Consider the following 21,040-nt stretch of genomic DNA (forward strand, 5'->3'; position numbering starts at 1 on the left):
AGGAATGCAAGCTGTTTTTTTAACGTTTGTTTGGATTTTTTGCTATTGGTTTTGTCTGCCAGTTTATGCTGTCGGAGATTCGCCGATGGTCAATTTGCCACAGAGTACGATTGAAGGTGCGATCGACTTTCACATTCATTCTTCTCCTGATGTGATTCCCCGCAGGTTGGATGATTTTGAAGTAGCGAAATTAGCTGCTAGGGCGAAGATGAAAGCTGTTGTATTGAAAAATCATTATGCCAGCACAGCAGCGCGGGCTGTTCTGGTTAATAAAATAGTACCAGAAATCCAAGTTTTCGGAGGAGTTGTTCTCAATCATTCTGTAGGCGGAATTAATCCCGACGCTGTTGGCGCAATGCACCGCATCGGTGGTAAATACGGTAAAGTAGTGTGGCTGCCAACGGTTGATGCTGAGCATCACTTGCAGGTTTTTCACAAGTCGGGAAGGGGGATTAAAGTTGCGGAAAATGGCAAGGTTTTACCGGAAACAGCAGCGGTGTTGAAGGTTGTAGCAAAAGAGAATTTGGTATTGGAAACCGGTCATATTTCCTCAGAAGAAGTGATGGCAGTTGTAGCTGAAGCCAATCTGCTCAACATTAAGAACATCTTGATTACCCACGCAATGGCGGATGTACCGGGTTTGTCCTTAGAAAATATGCAAAGAGCAGCCGCAGCCGGAGCTTTCTTAGAACTAGCATTTGTGAACGATTTGATGGGAGAAAATGCCGCTGATGAGGGTCACAAAAACTGGCATCAAGTTTCTATTAGTAAGATGGCCGCAGCGATTAAACTAATCGGAGCCGAGCATTTTGTTATGAGTACGGATTTAGGAAGGGAACCCGATCCTTTACCTGCTGAGGGTTACAAATTATTTGTGGAAAATTTGATTTCTGAAGGTATTTCTCAACCTGAAATTGATTTAATGATGCAGGAAAATCCAGCGCGATTGTTAGGAATTTAGAAGTAAATATTATGTCCGATTGCCTAACTATTCTCAAGCTTGTACTGAGGACTTTTGTCCTCTCTGGGATTTCTAGTCAAGTAGCATCTACTTCCGGTTCTGGAGATTCGGGCTCGCCCGCTGGGGAGTTAGTTTGCAATTGGGATAGCTGCGAATTTAGCTGCAAACGTTCTTGATAGACGGTTTCTAAATGATTTTCTAATTCCCCTACTTGAGATTGCAGTTGATTTTGAGCCTGATTAGCTGTAGCGATTTGACTTTGAAATTCCGAGAGTTGAGAGTAAAGATACGATCGCTCTCTGTTAGCTGTTTCTAACTGGGATTGCAGTTGCGATCGCTCTGCTTCGACTAATTGCAGTTGAGTTTGCAAACCAGATAGTTGAGACTGAAGTTGCTCGCGCTCTTCAATGGAGCGATCGAACTTAATTTGAATTTCCGACAACTGGTACTGTACCTGCAATCTGCTTTGGCTAGCCGTTTCCAACTGACTCTCAAATTCCGACAGCAGAGCGTGAAATTGAGAACGTTCTGCATCAACCGCCTCTAACTCTGCTTGCATTTCCAGCAATTGAGCGTTAAGCTGCGATCGCTCCCGATCCGCCACTTCTAACTGCTCTTGAAGTTCTGCCACTTGTGCTAACTGGGACTCAGCTTGTTGAGCATTTTCTAGCTGAAACTGCAAATCAGCAATCAGAGCATCAATTTGCGATCTATCCCTGGCAATTCCTGCCAAAAATTCTTCCATTTCTGACACTTGATTTTTTAACAATTCTTGCTCGCGAGTCACAGTTTCCAACCGACTTTGCAACTGAGACAATTCAGAATTTAGCTGATTTTCATTTTGCACCTTTTGCCGCAATTCCGAATTGCTGACCTCCAACTGAGCAGCCAAATTCGATATAGCCTCCTGCGAACCCTGCATCCGCACCAAATTGCGTGAATTTCGCTTATTCAAAATTAGCCAGCAGACTAATGCCCCGCTTCCAAATCCTATGAATAAAAGTAATGCTTCCATGTGTTTTATCTAATTAATATAAATTGATTTAAGCTGTTGTGCATTTAAACTGCACAGTAAAAATTTGGTCAAGTTCTTGTGGGGAGTAGGGGTTGGGCCAGAAAGCCCGCACAAAAAATGCAATTTAGATGTCGAACAGCTTATTGCAATCCCGATCCAAAAATGGACATCCACAAATTGCTATCTTACTCAAAGCTATCACAACTTGCCAGCCCGTGTTTACTTAGCTCGACAATTTATATTTCTTTACAAATACCTGTTGTTTACAGGTAAGGTGCACCCGCACCCTGCAAGTCCGATTAATGCAGCAAATCCACAATATGAGGAATAATTTCGATATGCTGAGTCAACAAATAATCCAACCTATCCGCCAATAAACTAAAAATTAAATCGTTATAACTCATCCCGTATTCCGCCAAACCTAAAGCTACCAAACTCGTCACATTTTCCCCTGGATGTTTCAAATCCGGTTTGGGATTTGCTTCCAAAACATAAAGCGAGCCATCAGCATCACTTCGGACATCAATCCGCACCAAACTGTTCAAACTAAACTCCCAATAAATTTTTCTAGCTAACTCAATTAACTCTTGTTTGAGATCAGGTTCCTCACCGCCCATCAACCGTCCTCGATCCGCCGTAATCGCTTTTTTGTCCATAGAAGTAAAGATAAGTTCGTCAGGCTCAAGCACGCGCTCCACCGTCGAAAAAGCAAAAGGTTTTGTATTTTTATAGAAACCGCCTTTAGCATATTTAACATAGCCACAAACCGCTACACAAAATTCTCGTCCCGGCAAATATTTTTCAATTAAAGCAGTATTGTGAGTTGCTCGGTGAACTTCCGAAACAGCCTCAGACAAACCCTCAATGTTTTCTACAAAATGAACGTGCAGCGAAGCGCGACCGGATACTGGTTTAACAACAAACGGCCCTTGACAGTCACCAAAAGCAATGGCAAAACGCTGATGCAAATTAGGCTGCAAAATCCCTTGAGAAGGATGCCAAGTCATAAACGGAGCGGTTTTTATTCCGACTGATTGCAGTTCTCGTTTAAAAGCGTGTTTGTTATCTAAAGTTGAACTATTTAAAGGATTGTGACCGACATAAGGCATTCCCAACATTTCCAACAATGCGGGAGTGTGACAAACAGGATTGTAGCCCTGGACTCCGCCAGTATTCAGCCATACTAAATGGATATTTTTTTGTTTTAGTTGTTCCGGCAAGTTCATGTCGTCAGGCATGACAAAGACTTGCTGAAATCCAATTTCTGCTAAGGCTCTAGCAATCTCGCGAGCGACGATTTCGTAACTCTTCCAAGCGCGGGGATTGTGAGTTTTGTAAATCACTGAGCCGGGGCGATCGCAGTCGCCGCCGAACACCACCGCCATCCGCAATTTAGCAAACAGCACCTCTAAATATTGAGGCAGCAAACTAAAGTCATAATGCCAGCGATTCAGGATAATTGATGTGGGAATCATTTAAGTATTTTTTCCTTTGTATGTCATTTTTTAGCGACCGAACCGCTAGATTTTCCCAAATATATTCCAGCCAAAACCACAGAAAAAGCCAACCAATTAAACAAGCTCAAACTTTCCGAAAACAGCACCCAAGCCATAATAGCGGTAATTACGGGTTCTAGCAGCAGGAAAAAAGCTACAAATTCTGAGGACAAACGACCGAGACTGTGGATGAGCAGTCCCTGGCCGAAAGCTTGACAAATCACCGCCAAACCAATTACAGCCAGCCATCCCTGCCAAGAATAAGGGAAAATTCGATCGCCCGCCAGCAGAACCAGTGGCAAAACCAAGATACTGCCAATAAAACAGCGCCACATCAATATAGTTGTCGCCGGAAACTTGGTTCGCAAATGTTCTGAAAGTAGCAGATTTCCTGCATAAAACATCGCCGATAAAAGAGCAGCAATGTCGCCGACTAGATTGTATCCCGCCGTTTGCAAATCGTCCATTCCGATCGCAATTGCGCCAGACAAAGCCACCGCCAGTCCCATCAAAAACCTGTTGTCAAAACGCCGCCCCAACAGCAGCCATCCCCCCAAAGTAGTAAATAAAGGAGTTAAGTTTCGCAGTACAGTAGAATTAGCGACATTAGTCTGACTCAGCGACCAGGCCCAGAAACCCACAGAAGCAGAAGAAACCACGCCTACCGCTGTTAACAGCATCACATCCTGCAGAGTGTAGTTCGATCGCTCTTCAACTTGTGCCCCAGACATTCGGCGACGCGCAGCACCCGCACCATTCCACACTCCAAATACTACAGTTGCTATCCACAAACGGTTAAAAACAGTAGCATTCGGGCTGATTTCCCGTTCGCTAAACCTAATAAAAATCGCCGCCAGGGACACCGCTAGCAGTGCCGCCGACAGCGATGCGATCGCCCAAATTTTGCCTTTACTCTCAGCTAATTCATCGTTATTTAAACTGTCTGGCTTTCCTGAAACAAGAGTTTTGTCTTCAGTTGTTAAGGCAGAGTTTAACTCGGTTTTTTCCAAAAAATTGCGCTGAAGTTCAATATTTGGCTCTGGCAATTCCAGTTTTTTTGACATTATTAAAAGTTCCAATGAAGGCAAAACACAGAAAGCAGAAGGTATAATTATAAATTATACTAAGTCTCAAAACTCATGCAACAGTATCTGTAGGGTGCGTCGCCACCCTTAAATATTAAATAATATCCACAATCTTTGAGCGACGCACCGGTGCATACAGTCTTTCAGTAAGGCTCGCGAATTAAATAACTTACAATTTTAATTGTTATTGTGCGATGGGCGGGACGCCCATCCTTTTTGGACGGGCTTTCAGGCCCATCCCACAAACTTGTGGAAGTTATTTAATTCTCATTCCTAAACAAACCCACACTCATCATTGTTGCTTTCTGGAGGCGAGAATTGATAGTTAACAGCAGCTTAGGTTGAAGGTTTAACAGAAAGCCTTGTCAAAGCCTCCTTTAGCGCCGGCGGCAATTGGCGGATAATCTTGTTCTTATCGCGATCGACACCAACCAAAGTTACCTGTGCGGTGACATATAACTCCTGAGTCTCAGCCGATCGAATTTCGTAATCCCAAAGCAGCCGCACGCCCTCGCTAGCAGCCATCCGCGTTCTGACTGCCACAGATTGACCCATTTGTACAGCCCGGTGGTAGCGCAGCGAAAGTTCCACCACAGGCAATTCCAAACCCTGCGCCACCCAGTCGGCATACTCGATGCCGAGAGAACGCAAACTTTCCACCCTAGCTTCCTCCATCCAAGCCAGATAAGTCCCGTGCCACACCACACCGCTGTAGTCAGTATGGTGAGGGTAAACTCGCACCAAATATTCAAACCAGCCCTCAGAGTCCATCCCGCGCCGATTTTGAATGGCACCAGCCGGTGCGAGTTCTGGTTGAGTTCGATCGTTCTCTAACACTTTACAAATTGTTCCAAAACGCTACATTTCTACAAATCATAAGACAAACTTCAGGCTTATGCTTGACTGTAAGCAACTAGAGTACCAACGCCCTAGTTTAACGTCGCACAAGAAAACTCAACTGTTTTTACCGCCAAAACCATGATAGAAAAAATTTTAGTAGCCGTCGCCGGTCGCGGCTTGTGCGAAGAGATGTTTAATATGTTGATGGACATCCCTTCCTTGCAACAAACCTCTGTCACCGTCTTGCACGTCGTGCCGCCGCAAGTAACCTCCGATGGCATGGCCGAGAAGTTGGAAGAAGGAGGAAAGATTTTAGCACAAGCAGTCCAGTCTTTGAAAATAGATCCCAGCAAAGTCAACCCCCGGCTCAAACAGGGAGACCCCAAAACCACAGTTTGCCAAGTCGCAGAAGAAGAAAAAGCCGACTTAGTAATTATGGGTTCCCGCGGACTCGGACGGCTGCAATCGATTTTGGAAAACTCAGTCAGCCAGTACGTTTTCCAGCTAACATCCCGACCGATGCTGTTAGTAAAAGACGACATCTACGTCAAAAAAATCAAGCGCGTCATGGTGGCAGTAGACAAATCAGAAGCTGCCAAACAGTCATTAGAGCTTGCGCTATCTTTGGTCAAAGAAGTCAGCGGCGGAGAGATAATTTTAGTGCACGTCACCAAAGATTTGACGGGAAAATCCAGCACAGATTTAACAACAAGTGCTGAAAAAGACGCTGTATTGGCCCCAGCAGTAGCACTAACCAAACAAATGGGAGTTAGCTACCGCTGCGTGAGTGCTACAGGCAAGCCAGGGGAAGAAATTTGTCGGATTGCAGACGAGTTGAATGCCGACTTGTTGGTAATCGGTTCCCCGGATCGGCGACCCAGCGTTGCCAAAAACTTTGTGGATATCGATCGACTCCTGGGAAATTCGCTATCAGACTACGTGCGAGTTTATGCGAACTGTCCGGTCTTGCTAGCCCGCACAGTCGGCTAGAATCTCATCGTTAATATCATGTCCGATCTAGTGACCGCGATTAAAAGGGCGGGTTTTTGAGATTGTCAATTATTGGCAAGTATTGTTGGTGAACCCGCCCCTACCGTATTAGGGGTAATCGACCGGACATAATATAAGAGTTAGCAGCTAAAACTCAACAGTTAACAAAAAAAGCGCCTCAGCAAAAAGCTGTTGGCGCTTTTTTTTTGCAAGCAGCTTGCGCCTGACAGAAATAGCAGCAGTTGCTAATCTTTTCTACCTTGACGGCTAGCTGTTTGAATGTACAGAATGATTAGAAAAACACTGGGAACCAATACAAACAGAATGGTTGCCACAAACCCTAAATCGTTAACTTCCATGAAGACGCTCGCCTCTATCGGAAAATAGAAAAACACACACAACTAGGATATCACTCAAAGGCAAAAGGCAAACTCGAAGACAGAAGAAGAGCTGACGGACAAGCGTCGAAACCCGCTTTCTGCCTGGATGCCTCCCTGCCCAATCTCTTATTTGTCCTAGAAACCAAGTTTCTTTTCCTAGGCGAGCAAAAGGCGTGATTATACAGTGAAATAGGAAAAAAAACACAATTTTTGCATTCTGCAATTTTCTTTCTGTTAATCAACCTTCTGCCTTCTGAGAGTCACGGTTTAGTCTTGACGCTCACCGGGCCGTTGACCGTAGCTTGACAAGCCAACCGATAGTTTTCGGGCTTTTTCTTGAGCTTGCGGTTCTCAAAGTCAGTGCGGGGCGACAGATTTTCACTGCCCTCGACAATTTCCACAATGCAGGTGCCGCATTGACCGTAGCCCCCGCAATTCATCATCTTTCCCGAAAATGTGTACAAATCGATGCGGTTTTCTAGAGCTTTGAGCCTCAAATTGGCTCCGTCTGCTGCGATGACTTCCTGATTTTCCTTCACAAACTTGATATTGGCCATTGCCGATTCCTTAACGCAGTTGACATGGAACTCTATTACAAAATATTAACTAATGTGTCGGACGTTTAATACAGGATGTCCAATTGATCTGGTAATTAAAGCTCGCCCCAACCCCATCTCAAGGAGCATCCGAGAGGTTATTAGTCGGAAGATTGCTCACAGCCCGCTGGAGAGACGAAAGCCCCAGGTTGTAGTTGATAATTGCCGACAATCGGTTTCTCTCAGCCCTAGTCAAATCAGTTTCCGCCTGAATCACATCCGTCTGAGTACCCACACCAGCTTGAAACCGGAGTCTCGCCAAACGCAAAGCTTCCCTCGACTGCAAAACCCCCGCCTCAGAAGTTTCGATATTCTCAAAATTCGACTCTAAGCCATAATAAGCTTGTTCCACTTCCCGGCGCACTTGGTTGCGGAGTTGGTCGAATCGACTTTCGGCGATCGCAATATCAGCATCCCGCTGTTTCACCCTCGCGTTCGCCGCGCCCCCGTCGAAAATACTCCAAGTCAGACTCGCCCGGATCGAATAACCATCTGCCCAGCCGCGAGCAGTATACGGATCGGGGTTATCAGGGTCTTGTCCCAGCACGTTGTAACTACCTCCAACACTCAGTTGAGGCAAACGCCCCGCCTGAATCGATCGCCTCTGCTGCTTGCTGATATCCCTCTGCACCAACTGCTGTTCCAACTCGGGGCGATTCTTAAAAGCCTGCACGATACTGTCTTCCAAAGACAGCCTCCAAAAGCCCGCTTGCTCTACCGGATCTGCCGCCGTCAAGTTCGCCGACTGGCTGACATTCAAAATCTCAGCCAGACGCCGCTGGGCAACTCGCTGATCGCGACGGGCAACTGACAGTTGTTGCTGTTCGTTAGCCAAATTTGCCTGAGCCTGCAACACAGCAAACCGGGTTCCCACCCCTGCCCGTTCCAAAGCTTCGGCATCCCGCAAACTTTGCTCGGCATTTCTGACCGAAGCTTGGCGGATGGCAACTTGTCCGTCCGCGTTTTGCAAGGTGTAGTAAGCCTCAGCAGTGTCGAAGCGGAGTTCCTCGGCTTGGCGTTCCACATCCAATTCCCGAAGGCGCAACTGTTCCTCTGCCGCGCGGATGTTAGCCCGCCGCCTGCCGAACAAATCCACGTCATAGCTCAACTGCAAAGTGCTGTTGAGACTGTTGCTGCCGAAATTTGTGCCGGCTTGCTCGGCGGGCTGCCCGGTTCGGTTAGCCAGAGCGTTGAGGCGGCGTTGCCCAGCCCGGATTCCGAGTTCTCCGCCTGCCGTCACAGAGCGGCTGGCGTCCATTTGAAAATTCAGGTCTGGATAAAGAGCAGCTTGCTGTTCGCGCAAAGCTGCTCTGCTTTGTTCCACTTGCTGTCCGGCGATTTGCAAAACTTGGCTGTTACGGCGCGCGAGGTCGATCGCCTGCTGCAAAGTAATTGACTCTATTTGCTCGATTCTGACATCCTCCGGGTTTGTCGGAAACAGCAGCGGATTCGGGTTGGGTTCCAGGGAAGCCGGAGGCTTGGTGTCTAAAATACCCCTGGGAGGGAGAGGGGGGAAACTTTCGTTCGGAGTGCCCCGGAGGATGGGTACCGGGGAACTCGGCACAGGAACATTGTTGGGAGGGTTCGGGGAAGGCTGCTGAGTCTGTGTCGGTTCCAACCCTCTTAGAGGCGTTGCACCGGCCTGAGACAGAGTTGATGGGGAAGCCGGAGCAGCCTGTTGAGGCTTTGATGCTTGCTCGGTTCCGGTTGGGGGGTTAAGGGCGATCGACTGTTCGGCATCTGATGCTGATTCTGCCGCTGTGTTCGAGGTCGATCGAACATTGGGCCCTAATTCGAGCTGATTGAAGCGGGCCAAACTGTCCTGAGATTGAGTCGGAGACTGTGCTGAAGCACTCTGTGCGGCGTTGCCCAAAGTAATTGCAGCGCCCACTCCGACTACGATGATTTGACGAAAAACACGCATAATTTTTTAATTACTCTGCAATCCTAGAGACAATTTTAGAGCAAGATTGAGGTCTCAAATTTCTAGTCTGTAGCCTGAACTCGACGGTTGCAAGTCACAATTACCCTACTCATCTTAACTTTTGAATGTTCGATTCAAAATTTAGAATTTAACTTCAGCAGTTGCCAGACCGATCGCCGTCGAGATTAGTTCCTCTACTCCGCTCACCGGCAAAATCCGGGTTTTTAGCAAGCTGGCGAGCTGTTCGAGGGTCATGTCGTCGAGAAAACGCGGTTCCCCCTGTTTTAGCATCACCGACGGCAGCAGGATGCCATCTCCCAAGTCTCGCCCCTGCAAAGCTTCGAGCAAATCTTGCCCGGTGAGCAAACCCGTAACAGTGATAGTTTGTCCCCAGTAGCGGCTGCACAGTGCTGCCATGTTGACGGACAAGCCGGGAATTTGGTTTAGTTGTTGTACGATCGGCTCAAAAGCTTTTTCAACAGCATTCCCCACCACCCAAACCAACTTGCGCGGCGGGTTAACTGGCATCGGTTGCAGCTTCTCAAAAGCCGTTTCAAACTGCTGGATAAACTGGCGGATCGAACCCACACCATTACCGATTTGGGGATAATCTTCGTAATCAGCAGCCGACGGCAAATCTAAACCAGCTATTAAAAACCACTCGTCAGCCAGCCAAATACAGCGCGATTTTGAATTCTTCCTTTTCGGCTTTCCGCCGCCCTTTCCTTTACTCAAAAGCACTTGAATTTTCTGCACTTGCTCGATTACTTCTCGCGCTTTTTCCGCAGTTACTGCAATTAATTCATCTTCGGCAGGGCGAAAGCGAGTTAAACCCACCGGCACTACAGCCACCGATGCTACAGCGGGAATACTTCCAGTATGAAACTTGGCCAAATCTAACAAAGTGCGTTCTAAATGTTCCCCATCATTAATACCAGGACAAACAACTACTTGAGCGTGAATTTGCAAGCGGCGTTCTTGAAACCATTTGATTTGTTCGAGAATCTTCCCAGCCCTGAGATTTTTTAGCAACCTAATTCGCACTTCCGGTTCCGTAGCGTGTACCGAAACATATAGAGGAGAAAGCCGCATTTGTTCGATTCTGTCCCACTCTTTTTGAGTCAAATTTGTGAGAGTGAGATAGCTACCATAAAGAAAGCTGAGGCGGTAGTCATCATCTTTGAGATACAAAGTTTCGCGCTTTCCCGGAGGCTGTTGGTCAATGAAGCAAAAAGGGCAGCGATTGTTGCACTGAATTAGTCCATCAAAAAGAGCCGTCTCAAATTCTACTCCCAAGTCTTCGTCATACTCTTTTTCTATTTCTAATTTGTGACTTTTGCCTTTACTGTCTAATACTTCTAATTCTAGAACTTCATCCGCGCACAGGAATTGATAGTCAATTAAGTCGCGGGGTTTTTGACCGTTGACGGCGACGATTGAGTCTCCGGGTTCAAATCCCATTTCGGCGCAGATGCTGTCGGGGATAACTTTGGTGATTAGGGCGGGCCGGATTGATAAGTCGCTCATGGTTATTAGTTATTTGTTATTTGTTATTTGTTAGCGGAGAATGTTTACAGTTTAACTTGTCTAGGCTGACAGAAGCGATCGCCCGATCGCTTCTGCCAGTCTAGGCGGGTGAATTGTCTTTAACAGAATTGACTTGTCGGGTTGCTAAATATACAGCATTATATTTTTTCCATAAACAGTCCTGCAATCCGCACCTCAAAAGTTATTCCGGGTAGCTGAGGCTGCCATCCAAGTTGCACAGCTTGCCGTATCCATTGTGCTGCATCAGAGGGTGTTACTGGTTTCACTTCTTGCGTGGAAATAATCTTCCACACTCTTACTTCTGGTGGCGCTCCATCTCGCGGTTTCACCGGTATCCATTCACAGTTAGTTAAACTATAACCTTGAGGATGAGGTCGATCGGTGATGATAACTAACACCGAGCCCGGTTCTTCAGCGTGTTCGACAGCAACATGAAGATTCCCACCATCGTAGTCTGCTTGCGTATTAGTAGCTTGTCTTCGGATTAGCCAAATGAAAGGCTCCCCATCAACAATTATTTTTCTTGTTCCTTTTTTCGGTATTGACATAGTTTACTAAGGTCGATCGCCTTTAGAATCAGGATAAGTTCTGGGTTGTGAATTTAGCTTTGCTGTGAGAGGATGTATCAAAAATATGTATTTATGAAACTCAAAATTTTGACTGGTTCCTGACAGGCTTCGTTGTTTTTGCCAGCACAACACCGCTCTTTTATCAACCCAGCCGTCCGGGAAATAATCGCTTTTGTTGCGATACTATGCCATATATTAGCACTGGGATTCTGAACGGAGAAGCCGTTTGAAATCTGATACTATTGTTCCCACAATTCCGGGAGCGATAAATAAGCACATGGCTACACCAATGCTAGCAGCAGGAACCAGCATAATTAGCGCTAATTGTTTATTTTTTCCTCGCTATCTTCGAGCATTTTACATCCTTCACGGCGACGCTCACTTTGAGTTAAAAGCTAACAGCTTGTCAGCTATTAATAAGCTTTTTATGAACTGGCTCTCCGGCCCGTTCCACAAGAAAATTTACTCTTTGTGGAACAGGCATCTTGCCTGTTCTTGTTTTGTGGAACAGGCATCTTGCCTGTCCTTGTAATTATAACAACCTACGCATTTTTCACGGCCCCACCTGCGAGCGCCGTTAAAATGGCCACGCCAAAAGCTAGCCGATACAACACAAATATCCACATCTTTTGAGTTTGCAGGAACTTCATTAGCCACGCGATCGACAAATAAGAAAACACAAATGATGAAATCGTTCCGACTATCAAAGCTGCAACTCCCGCATGGCTGATTCCTTGTCCCAAATCACCCCTTAATTCCACTAATCCAGCCAGAGTAATTGCCGGAATTCCCAATAAAAAAGAAAACCGGGCGGCGGCAGGTCTTTCCAATCCCATGAACAATCCTGCTGTTAGAGTGGAACCCGATCGCGAACAGCCCGGAATCAAGGCTATTGCTTGAGCTAATCCCATCAAAATACCGTCTAAGACAGTTAACTTTTCATAAGTGCGATTGCGCTTGCCAATTTTTTCTGCTGTTGCTAAAAGTAGCGACATGACGATCGAAGCAATGGCGATGCTGGCCAAACTCCTGAGTGGCGACTTGTCAAAATCTGGAACCAATGCCTTGATTAGCAGCCCGAAAAAGACTATAGGTATTGTTCCCAAAACCAGTGCTACCGCCATTTGAAACTCATGGGATTTGTAGTTGCGCTGCACCAGGGCTTCTACTGCACCAACAGTTATATTTGTCAAGTCTTTCCAGAAATACCAAAGCACTGCAATAATGCTGCCCAACTGAATAACAGCAGTATAAGCAACTCCGGGATCGCCCCATCCCAGGGCGATCGGCACTACCTTCAAATGAGCGCTGCTGCTGATAGGCAAAAACTCTGTTAATCCTTGTACAATTCCTAAAACAAGGGCCTGCGCCAGATTGATTTGAGCCGGCCCGGAAACATCAGCAGCAGCAGTTTGGGCCAGGAGTGCGTCAAGCAAAGCTATCATTAGTTGTAAATTCCCAGTTGTCAGTTTCTAGTAATCAGTTGAATTTAATATCTTGCACCCTTGTCGGAAGCTAGAAGCCCATCCCACCACAAATAAATTTTATTGTGGCGCGGACACTTCCAGCCCGCCCCTGAAAAGCCGATCGCAAATAGTGATCTTGGGCCTGTCGAATCACCTTGTCGATCGCCACTATCAGCAATTTACGATCGTCGAGCCGAAACTACTTTAACCTACTCAACAACATTTGCCTACATTTTGCTGATAAACTTAGGAAAGTTTTTGCATCTGATTTCGCTTTTGTTACAGCAACTGCCCACAACCTATGATATTTCCTGAGAAAAAAAAATCACTTGTTACTGCTGCTTCTGGCATCCGCTGGCTGAGGCGAATCTTGTCAGCCAGTCTTGTAACAGTGGCGATCGCACTTAGCTTCATACTGCTAAGCGGCACGGCCCCAGCCTTGGCAACTCTTACGGACGATCGCTTTGACGGTACAATATTTGCCCTCTACGCCGGCAACGGTTCCCTAGTTCCTCCTAAAGTCAAGATTGCAGATTCTTTCAAACGCCATAAACCCGTATTGTTAGTTTTTTACACTGACGACAGCAGCGACTCCAAGCAATACGCCATCGTCGTCTCTCAACTCCAAGAATTTTACGGGCGCGAAGCCGATTTTATGCCGATAACAATTGACTCTTTGCCTCCGCAACCGTCACCCGAAATCACGGAACCCAGCCATTATTACGAAGGTTTCGTACCTCAAACTGTCATCCTAGACCAATCGGGAAAAGTAGTTTTCAATAAAAAAGGACAAATACCATTTGAACAGGTAGATGACGCTTTTCGTAAAGTATTTGACTTGCTGCCTAGAGAAAAATCCATTCCGCTCAAACGCCGTGTCGTGAACGAACTCAATATCGAATTGTCCAAGTAATAGGTAATGGCTAATTGCTAGTGGCTATAGCAATCTTCAATGATTCCTCAACCAGAGTTTTTCGGTCTTATATTGAATAAGGTATGCTGTGGCGCACCTTACATTGATCGTGATACTAATTGGATTGAAAAAGTGACAGGCAGAAGATAGAAGGTAGAATTAAAAATTAAGCTACGGGTAAAGACACGGCATTGCCGTGTCCCTACCAGTATCAAGGCAAAATAGATGTGAACAGTTTAAACTTTAAACAATGAGTAGAACCTTAATTCCTGTGATTCTGGCCGGCGGTAAAGGCGAACGTTTCTGGCCACTAAGTCGCAAGCAGCGGCCCAAGCAGTTTTTGAGTCTCGACGGTAGCGGCAAGAGTTTGCTGCAAGGGACGGCGGAAAGACTTTTGGAATTAGGTAACGGTTGGGACGATTTGTGGGTAGTAACGTCGGAAATGTTGGCTGCGGGGGTTCGCGAACAGTTGCCGCTGTTACCGCCGGAGAATTTGCTGGCGGAACCGGAGGGCCGGGATACTGCGCCGGCGGTGGCCTGGACTGCTATAGAAACTGCGAAGCGTTACGGTGAGGATGCGGTTGTTGGTTTTTTCCCGGCGGATCACTGGATTGGGGAACCACAGGAGTTTATCAAGACTTTGGAGGCGGCGGCCGAGTTGGCGAGAAATCAGGATGCGATCGCCACTTTGGGAGTCAAGCCGAGTTATGCTTCTACCGGTTACGGCTACATCGAACAAGGCGAGGAAATCGGCAGTTTTGGGGGTTTTCCGGCTTATCGGGTAGCGAGGTTTACCGAAAAGCCCGATCGCACAACTGCGGAAGAATTTGTAGCCAGCGGCAAGTTTAGTTGGAACGGCGGAATTTTTGTATTTCGAGTCGGAACAGTCTTGACAGAATTGCGAAATCATGTACCGGAAATGATGGCAGCTTTGGAAGCAAAAGGCGCCCAGGCTTACTCAGAATTACCCAAAATTAGCATCGATTACGCGCTGATGGAGAAGACGCAAAAGGCCTGTGTTCTGCCCGTAGGCTTTAGCTGGGACGATTTGGGAGATTGGAATGCGATCGGTCGTTTGCTGCAAGGAGACAAGCCGAATGTGGAGTTAGCAAAACACGTCGGCATTGATACGAAAGGTGGCATCTTTTATGCAGCCGATGAGAATGAGGTGATTGTCACCATTGGTTTAGAAGATGTGGTAGTTGTCCGAGATGGCAATGTGACTTTGATTGTGAAAAAGGACAGGACGCAGGAGATTAAACAGGTAATTAAAGTGTTGGGAGAAGATGATAAATTGAAAGATTTATTGTGATAGAAAAAGGGCGATTGAGAATCGCCCTTTGAAATTACAATAAATCCCGGAAAAAGCTACATACAAAAAAATATAAAACAGGGTGTTTTTCCAGAAGCTGTTAAAGAGGTTGAACCGGGCGAGCGTAAAACCCATCATTTAATTGTCTTACAGACTAGACTGAGGTTCGGTTTCCCATGTATAATAACTTAAATTATGGAATCAAGCGGTTGAGTACAGAGCGCTATAGAGAAAATAAGCCAATGAACACCTACTTTCAATCCCCTGCTGTCACTCTCTACCAAGGTGACTGCTTAGATGTATTAAACTCACTGCCTAATAATTGTGTCAATCTAATTCTGACAGACCCCCCCTATCATTCTACTAAAAAAGATAACATTACGGGCGACAAAAGATTTAAAAATGATCGAGATTACCTTCACTGGTTAGACAATATAGCCGAGCAATGGCAGCGGGTATTAGCTCCCAATGGCTCTTTCTACTGTTTTGCCTCTAATAAAATGGCAGCCAAAATTGAGGTAATGTTAGGTGAAAGATTTAATGTCCTAGCTTCAATTACTTGGACAAAACCCAATGAACCAGGCTATGATGGATGGAAGCAAAAGGCAAAAAAAGAAAATTTAAGGAGTTGGTATCATCATTCGGAACGGATTATTTTTGCTGAATCAGCATCAGCGGAAAACAACAAACAATCAGCTTTTGGTAGCTTGCTCAGAAAAACCCGCGAAGCTGCAGGGATCTCAACTATTCAGCTAACAGAAGCTATTGGTGAGTATGGGAGTGTCAATCACGGTGGTGCAGTATCGAATTGGGAGACCGGCAGAAACATCCCCAGTCCCGAACAATATCAAAAACTGAAATCGGTGTTGTCTAAATTTAGCCCCCAAGTCCCAGAATTACCTGATTATCAAGAAATAATCAGACCTTTTTCTGTAACTGCCGATATACCATACACCGATGTTTGGGATTTCCCAACAGTTAGACCTTACCGGGGTAAACACCCAGCAGAAAAGCCATTAGATATGATTACTCATATTATTGAAGCCAGTTCTTATTCGGGTGATATGGTGCTGGATTGCTTTGCAGGTTCAGGTGTTGTTGGACAAGCAGCCCAAATGTTAGGTCGTGAAGCTATGCTGATTGAGATTGAAGAAAGTCTGTGTCACAAAATAACTTTACGGTGTTCTGATATATCACAGCCATTACCAAAGTCTAAAACATCAGAATTTGACTGGAAAAAGGAATTTTTGTTTCAAAAATTATTAAATAATGTGTCTTCGGAAAAATAATTAATTAATTATTTTTCCGTTATTTGTGAGGACTTCTTCCATCCATTTTAATGTGCGTTTAACTCCCCAGTCTCTAGCTGCTGCATTACAGTGATGATGTCCCATCCCAAATTGTAACGACAGTGATTATATACTCCGGCTCTGAGTTCCTTAACATGAAATAAATTTGCTGTGGTAACTGTCAAATCAGGTACATTTCTACCTTCAGCTTGTTCCACGCGGGACGCCAGTTCTTGAGCTAGGATAGGCTTCAAGCAAAGAGGGCAAACGGTACGCTGTTGGCTATCTATTATCCTGTTTTGCGGAAGTAAATTAATATCTATAAGTCCCATGGACTGACATTTAGCTTCTATTTTTGCCTTGCATTCTTCAGGATTCGGTGTGCCTTCTTCTCGCGCCATATCAAGAATTCCTTCGGTTTGCCACACAAGGAAAGATAACTGATATTTAGTAGCTTCTATTTCCGTTTGTGAAGCATACTCATAAATCCTAATTCCTGCTCCTTGACCGCCAGTATCGCTATCTATGTACCCATGCCTTTCAAGAGAGTCTTTAGCACTGGTAGTATCTGGTACGCGGGCAAGGTATTGACCTCCTAGTGGTGAAATTCGAGAGTTAGCAGGATGCCAACCATACTGACTTGGAGGGTAGCTGTTCCATTGAAGTCTAGTCTCATAAAATACTAATAAATTTTGTCCAAGCTGTAAGTCTTTTGGTAAATTTGATTTAGAGGTTGGAGGAATCTCGGAAAAGTATTCCTCTGGATGGGCAAGAACTATGTAACCATTTTCAAATCCTCCTGGTGGTGGGACAACACCAGCTTTCCACGAGCTTAGCGGTATGAGGACTGTGCTACATCGGCGGACGCGGTTTTGATAAACAGTATCTTTCTCTGCACCTCTGGTTTGACCTGTCTTTTCAACTTTTCTAGCTATTGCTGCTGGCAGACCAAGTTGATAGCTCAACCGAGTATTTTTAGCTTTAGCATTTTTTTTAGCTGTCACTCTTCTACCTCTATACCATAGTTAGCAAAGAGAGCAGAAATAGATATATCCAGGGCTTTTGTTAGATTTTCAATATTCTCCAAAGATGGATTGCGCTGACCTCTTTCTATGCTCGAAATGTAAGTACGATGAAGTCCTGAAATTTCGGCTAGGTGTTCTTGTGATAGATCGAGTTCTCGCCGACGCCGCCTTATGGCTTTTCCAAAACGCTTTTTGATATCTATTTCACTTTTTTGCTTCAAGGTACAATTATCAAAAAATGTAGACAATAAATCTACAGACTATAAATAAACTTTTATAGACAATAAGTCTACAGATTATAAGTCAATTAATGAATGCTATAAGTAACAAAACGGTCTGAAAAAGTTTCCGAGACGAGGAAATTCTCAACAGCAATTCTGCTACCCAAAATTCGTGAAGCGAAGCTATCCCGTAGGGAATCGCGCCCCATTCGCACCACCCCCAAGTTATTCCCCAAGACACTGGTCAGCTTGGTCAACAGCGCTATCCTAGTAGTTATATAGCCCTTAAACCCGATCGACCCGGAGGCCCCTTGTTTAGCCTAGTTCAAAACACTTCTCGCAAAGGAGAAATTCTAGAGGTCGTCTTCCGCAACGGTTGGGACTACATGAAAAGCCTCCTAACCGGCCGCAAAACCGACGCACCCAGTCTCCCAACTCCAGCAGTTCTCCGCAACATCCTCGTCGAATTAGGCCCAGTTTTTGTCAAATTGGGTCAATTGCTGAGCACCCGTCCTGACCTTTTGCCGGCCAGCTATATCGAAACTCTCTCCACGCTACAAGCGGAAGTGCCGCCCGTACCGTGGTCGCAAGTAGAAGCAATCGTCCGCCAGGAACTCACACAATCTCTCGAAAATACCTTCGCCAAATTTAACACTGAAGCGATCGCAGCAGGTTCGATCGCCCAAACCCACAAAGCTACCTTAAAAGACGGCCGCGAAGTCGCCCTCAAAGTTCAGCGCCCCGGTATCGATATTGTCATCGAACAAGACATCGCCGTGCTCCGAGGTTTGGCAGAACTTGTCATGCTCACAGACTTCGGTCAACAATACGATATTGTCGCCCTAGCTGAAGAATTTGCGATCGCCCTGCGTGCAGAACTCGACTTCATTCAAGAAGCCAGCTACACAGACGAACTGCGCCGCAATTTATCTAAAAGTAAATGGTTTGACCCCACACAAGTTGTTCTACCAGAAATTAACTGGGAGTTAACTACAAAAAAACTCTTAGTAATGGAGTGGCTGAACGGAGTCCCGATTTTGTTAGGCGATTTGCAAGGAATTCGCCACAAAGGAGATATAAATGCCGAACGCGAAGAAATTACAACGCTGCTTTGCCGCGTTTTCTTCCAGCAGTTGTATATCGACGGATTCTTTCACGCAGACCCGCATCCCGGCAATTTATTTTATCTCAAAGACGGCCGGATAGCTTTGCTGGACTGCGGCATGGTCGGCAGATTAGACCCGCGCACTCAGCAGAATTTGACAGAAATGTTGCTGTCAATTGTCGATTTAGACGCTCAGCGCTGCGCTCAATTAACATTGGAAATGGCAGAATTTGCTCAGCCGAAAAGTTTAGCTGTTCTAGAGAACGATTTGGCGAGAATGCTGCGAAAGTATTACAATGTCAGCTTGTCGCAAATGAACTTGTCGGAAATTTTTTATGAGGTGCTGGAAATCACCCGCAAAAATAAAATTCGACTGCCCAGCAATCTCGGTTTGTATGCAAAAACTCTAGCTAATTTGGAAGGACTGGCGCGTTCTTTTAATCCCCGGTTTAATATTGTAGAGCAGGTCAAACCGCTGATGACCGATATGTTTCGGCGTCAGTTATTAGGAGATGACCCAGTACAGGCTATGCTGAGAACTGCCCTGGATCTCAAAAGCTTGTCTTTGCAATCTCCGCGACAGGTGGAAGTGCTTTTAGACCGGGTAACTTCGGAAACTTTGAAGTGGAACTTGACACTAAAAGAACTCGACCCGCTGCGCCGCACTCTGGGGGATTCTGCGAACCGACTTTCTTTTAGCATTGTCGTGGGTTCACTGATTATAGGGGCTGCAATTATTTCTTCTAACGCCCAAACTTCTCAGCTATCTTTTCTGAGCACTGGTTTGTTTGGGGCGGCGAGTTTTTTGGGTTTTTGGTTGATTATTAGTATTCTCAGGTCAGGGCGTTTGCGGAGTTGATTGAAAAGGGGAAATGGGGAAAATCAGGAGATATAGCAATCCTTTCGGGAAACGCGTAACAGGCTTTTTTTGTGAACGAACCGCGAAGACTCTCTTGACGCGAATGTTGAGAAGAGAAGAGAAAAATTTCACAATTGATGCCAGGATTGCTATAGCATCCTCAACTATTAAGCAACATCTCTGACTTAAGATAGGCGATCGCCCGCAACAGCTAAGTCTAAGCTAGAAATTATAGTTAGATCGAGTTTTGAGAGACTAAAGTCTCTCAAAACTCGATCGCTAATGACTTCAGTCCTTATTACAAACCTATTTTGTGATAAAAATAGAGCTAGGTGTTATTTTGAATGAGCAATATTAACCAACTATTTCAAAAAGACAAATTGCCGGAATTGGGATTAGTCTGCATTACAACATCCGATGCAGTTCGCTTTCGCACTGTCACGCGGAAGCGACTTTTACAGCTTTCGGAAACCGAACAAGAAACTGTATTGCGCGAGCTTTATACAGACAACTTAAAGCGGCTTGACAAAGCGATCGACTTCTGTTCCGTCAATCAGATTAAGCTCTACCGCATGACTTCTGCACTGTTCCCTTTTGCAGATACAGATTTGGGGGAAGCAGTGCTACACTCAATGACTGAGGAATTGCGGAAGACGGGCGATCGCGCTTTGTCTTTGGGCATCCGTTTGGTACTCCACCCGGATCAATTTGTCGTCCTCAGTTCCGACAAGCCTGATGTCGTTGCAAACAGCATTAAAATTCTGGCGACTCATGCTTTAATTTTAGATATGTTGGGACAGCCCCGATCGCCCCAGGCACTGATGAACATTCACGGCGGTAAGGGCGATCGCATTTCGCAGCTCAAATCAGTCATCCGCGACTTGCCAGAATCGATTCGATCGCGCTTAACCTTTGAAAATGACGAATACGCTTACAGTTCCTCGGAAATTTTAGAAGTTTGTCTCGATACCGGCGTACCAATGGTTTTTGACGCCCACCACCACGTCATTCACGAACATTTAGAAACTTACGACGACCCCAGCGTTGCCGAAATGCTAGCAGCAGCCCGCACAACTTGGTCGGTTCCTGAATGGCAATTAGTGCACATATCGAATGGCAGAGAATTTTTTGCCGACCCGCGCCACAGCGATTTAATTACAGAAATGCCTAATTGCTATTATCAGGCTCCTTGGATTGAAGTAGAAGCTAAATTCAAAGAATTAGCTATTGAAAAGTTGCGCGCCGAATGGTTGTCGTCGAAGGTTCCACAATTTACCAATGTCTCGTAGGGTGGGGTTTTACCCACAATAATTGCCTAAAACCAATCATCGCGCAAATTCACCCCCACTTAACGGTAAATCGCAAGAATAGGCAAGATGCCTGTTCCACAAAGAATGAATTTTCTTGTGGGGTGTCTCGCCCGCCCAAGAACAGGCAAGATGCCTG

Annotated in this window: 21 protein-coding genes; 8 read left to right on the top strand and 13 right to left on the bottom strand. The window is 45.7% G+C overall.

Annotated features, from left to right (window positions below; all coding sequences use genetic code 11):
• Positions 1 to 4: 4 nt before the first annotated feature.
• Positions 5 to 961 carry a DUF6282 family protein gene (locus tag QUA50_RS08300; RefSeq protein ID WP_333265817.1) on the top strand — a complete coding sequence of 319 codons (957 nt, stop codon included), beginning with the start codon at positions 5 to 7 and terminating at the stop codon, positions 959 to 961.
• A gap of 76 nt (positions 962 to 1,037) precedes the next feature.
• On the opposite strand, the gene QUA50_RS08305 is transcribed toward QUA50_RS08300, so the two are convergent.
• The 4 genes from QUA50_RS08305 to QUA50_RS08320 all read right to left on the bottom strand — a co-directional run bounded on the left by QUA50_RS08305 (position 1,038) and on the right by QUA50_RS08320 (position 5,394).
• The gene (locus QUA50_RS08305) at positions 1,038 to 1,976 is read right to left on the bottom strand and encodes a hypothetical protein (RefSeq protein WP_333265814.1); all 939 of its coding nucleotides are present in this window, start codon (positions 1,974 to 1,976) and stop codon (positions 1,038 to 1,040) included.
• 299 nt (positions 1,977 to 2,275) lie between these two features.
• Positions 2,276 to 3,451, bottom strand: a complete 1,176-nt coding sequence (locus QUA50_RS08310) for an ATP-grasp domain-containing protein (protein WP_333265812.1) — start codon at positions 3,449 to 3,451, stop codon at positions 2,276 to 2,278.
• A 23-nt stretch (positions 3,452 to 3,474) separates the two neighbouring features.
• Positions 3,475 to 4,536, bottom strand: coding sequence for a DMT family transporter (locus tag QUA50_RS08315; RefSeq protein WP_333265810.1), 1,062 nt, complete (start codon positions 4,534 to 4,536; stop codon positions 3,475 to 3,477).
• A 357-nt stretch (positions 4,537 to 4,893) separates the two neighbouring features.
• Positions 4,894 to 5,394: a thioesterase family protein gene (locus QUA50_RS08320; protein ID WP_333265808.1), complete on the bottom strand. Its 501-nt coding sequence runs from the start codon at positions 5,392 to 5,394 to the stop codon at positions 4,894 to 4,896.
• 141 nt (positions 5,395 to 5,535) lie between these two features.
• Here QUA50_RS08320 and QUA50_RS08325 point away from each other — a divergent pair, with 141 nt between their 5' ends.
• Positions 5,536 to 6,387, top strand: coding sequence for a universal stress protein (locus QUA50_RS08325; protein WP_333265806.1), 852 nt, complete (start codon positions 5,536 to 5,538; stop codon positions 6,385 to 6,387).
• Between the two features lie 245 nt (positions 6,388 to 6,632).
• Here QUA50_RS08325 and psbM read toward each other — a convergent pair whose 3' ends face one another.
• From psbM to QUA50_RS08350, 5 genes are all read right to left on the bottom strand, one after another.
• Positions 6,633 to 6,746: a photosystem II reaction center protein PsbM gene (gene psbM, locus QUA50_RS08330; RefSeq protein WP_015177760.1), complete on the bottom strand. Its 114-nt coding sequence runs from the start codon at positions 6,744 to 6,746 to the stop codon at positions 6,633 to 6,635.
• Between the two features lie 281 nt (positions 6,747 to 7,027).
• The gene (locus tag QUA50_RS08335) at positions 7,028 to 7,324 is read right to left on the bottom strand and encodes a 2Fe-2S iron-sulfur cluster-binding protein (protein WP_190733006.1); all 297 of its coding nucleotides are present in this window, start codon (positions 7,322 to 7,324) and stop codon (positions 7,028 to 7,030) included.
• 118 nt (positions 7,325 to 7,442) lie between these two features.
• Positions 7,443 to 9,287, bottom strand: coding sequence for a TolC family protein (locus tag QUA50_RS08340; RefSeq protein WP_333265804.1), 1,845 nt, complete (start codon positions 9,285 to 9,287; stop codon positions 7,443 to 7,445).
• 141 nt (positions 9,288 to 9,428) lie between these two features.
• The gene (locus QUA50_RS08345) at positions 9,429 to 10,814 is read right to left on the bottom strand and encodes a TIGR03279 family radical SAM protein (protein WP_333265802.1); all 1,386 of its coding nucleotides are present in this window, start codon (positions 10,812 to 10,814) and stop codon (positions 9,429 to 9,431) included.
• 158 nt (positions 10,815 to 10,972) lie between these two features.
• Positions 10,973 to 11,383: a hypothetical protein gene (locus QUA50_RS08350; protein WP_333265800.1), complete on the bottom strand. Its 411-nt coding sequence runs from the start codon at positions 11,381 to 11,383 to the stop codon at positions 10,973 to 10,975.
• A gap of 247 nt (positions 11,384 to 11,630) precedes the next feature.
• Between QUA50_RS08350 and QUA50_RS08355 the strand changes: the two genes are divergently transcribed.
• Entirely contained in the window at positions 11,631 to 11,936 is a 306-nt protein-coding gene (locus QUA50_RS08355) for a hypothetical protein (protein WP_333265798.1), read from the top strand.
• 10 nt (positions 11,937 to 11,946) lie between these two features.
• Here the strand turns inward: QUA50_RS08355 and QUA50_RS08360 are convergent, their stop codons facing one another.
• Positions 11,947 to 12,849, bottom strand: coding sequence for an undecaprenyl-diphosphate phosphatase (locus QUA50_RS08360; RefSeq protein WP_333265795.1), 903 nt, complete (start codon positions 12,847 to 12,849; stop codon positions 11,947 to 11,949).
• A 322-nt stretch (positions 12,850 to 13,171) separates the two neighbouring features.
• Between QUA50_RS08360 and QUA50_RS08365 the strand changes: the two genes are divergently transcribed.
• The 3 genes from QUA50_RS08365 to QUA50_RS08375 all read left to right on the top strand — a co-directional run bounded on the left by QUA50_RS08365 (position 13,172) and on the right by QUA50_RS08375 (position 16,384).
• Positions 13,172 to 13,783 (top strand): thylakoid membrane photosystem I accumulation factor, encoded by a 612-nt coding sequence (locus tag QUA50_RS08365; RefSeq protein ID WP_333265794.1) that lies wholly within the window; start codon positions 13,172 to 13,174, stop codon positions 13,781 to 13,783.
• Positions 13,784 to 14,033: 250 nt separating this feature from the next.
• A complete protein-coding gene (locus QUA50_RS08370; RefSeq protein WP_333265792.1) occupies positions 14,034 to 15,095 on the top strand; it encodes a mannose-1-phosphate guanylyltransferase in 1,062 nt (353 codons plus the stop codon).
• 176 nt (positions 15,096 to 15,271) lie between these two features.
• Complete coding sequence (locus tag QUA50_RS08375) at positions 15,272 to 16,384, top strand: site-specific DNA-methyltransferase (RefSeq protein WP_333265790.1); 1,113 nt, start codon at positions 15,272 to 15,274, stop codon at positions 16,382 to 16,384.
• A 47-nt stretch (positions 16,385 to 16,431) separates the two neighbouring features.
• Here QUA50_RS08375 and QUA50_RS08380 read toward each other — a convergent pair whose 3' ends face one another.
• From QUA50_RS08380 to QUA50_RS08390, 3 genes are read right to left on the bottom strand one after another with little or no spacing between them, the layout of a single operon-like run.
• A complete protein-coding gene (locus QUA50_RS08380) occupies positions 16,432 to 17,388 on the bottom strand; it encodes a BstXI family restriction endonuclease (protein WP_333265788.1) in 957 nt (318 codons plus the stop codon).
• Positions 17,385 to 17,657 (bottom strand): helix-turn-helix transcriptional regulator, encoded by a 273-nt coding sequence (locus QUA50_RS08385; RefSeq protein ID WP_333231221.1) that lies wholly within the window; start codon positions 17,655 to 17,657, stop codon positions 17,385 to 17,387. The genes QUA50_RS08380 and QUA50_RS08385 overlap by 4 nt, the downstream gene beginning before the upstream one ends.
• Before the next feature lie 59 nt (positions 17,658 to 17,716).
• On the bottom strand, positions 17,717 to 17,887 hold the full coding sequence (locus QUA50_RS08390; protein WP_333298615.1) for a hypothetical protein: 171 nt from the start codon (positions 17,885 to 17,887) through the stop codon (positions 17,717 to 17,719).
• Positions 17,888 to 17,941: 54 nt separating this feature from the next.
• Between QUA50_RS08390 and QUA50_RS08395 the strand changes: the two genes are divergently transcribed.
• Both QUA50_RS08395 and uvsE read left to right on the top strand, forming a co-directional pair.
• Positions 17,942 to 19,594, top strand: coding sequence for an AarF/ABC1/UbiB kinase family protein (locus tag QUA50_RS08395; protein ID WP_333265786.1), 1,653 nt, complete (start codon positions 17,942 to 17,944; stop codon positions 19,592 to 19,594).
• A gap of 344 nt (positions 19,595 to 19,938) precedes the next feature.
• Positions 19,939 to 20,883, top strand: a complete 945-nt coding sequence (gene uvsE, locus QUA50_RS08400; RefSeq protein WP_333265784.1) for a UV DNA damage repair endonuclease UvsE — start codon at positions 19,939 to 19,941, stop codon at positions 20,881 to 20,883.
• Positions 20,884 to 21,040: the final 157 nt, after the last annotated feature.

It is taken from the genome of Microcoleus sp. M2_D5 (genome assembly GCF_036701935.1).
Taxonomy (GTDB): Bacteria; Cyanobacteriota; Cyanobacteriia; order Cyanobacteriales; family Microcoleaceae; genus Microcoleus.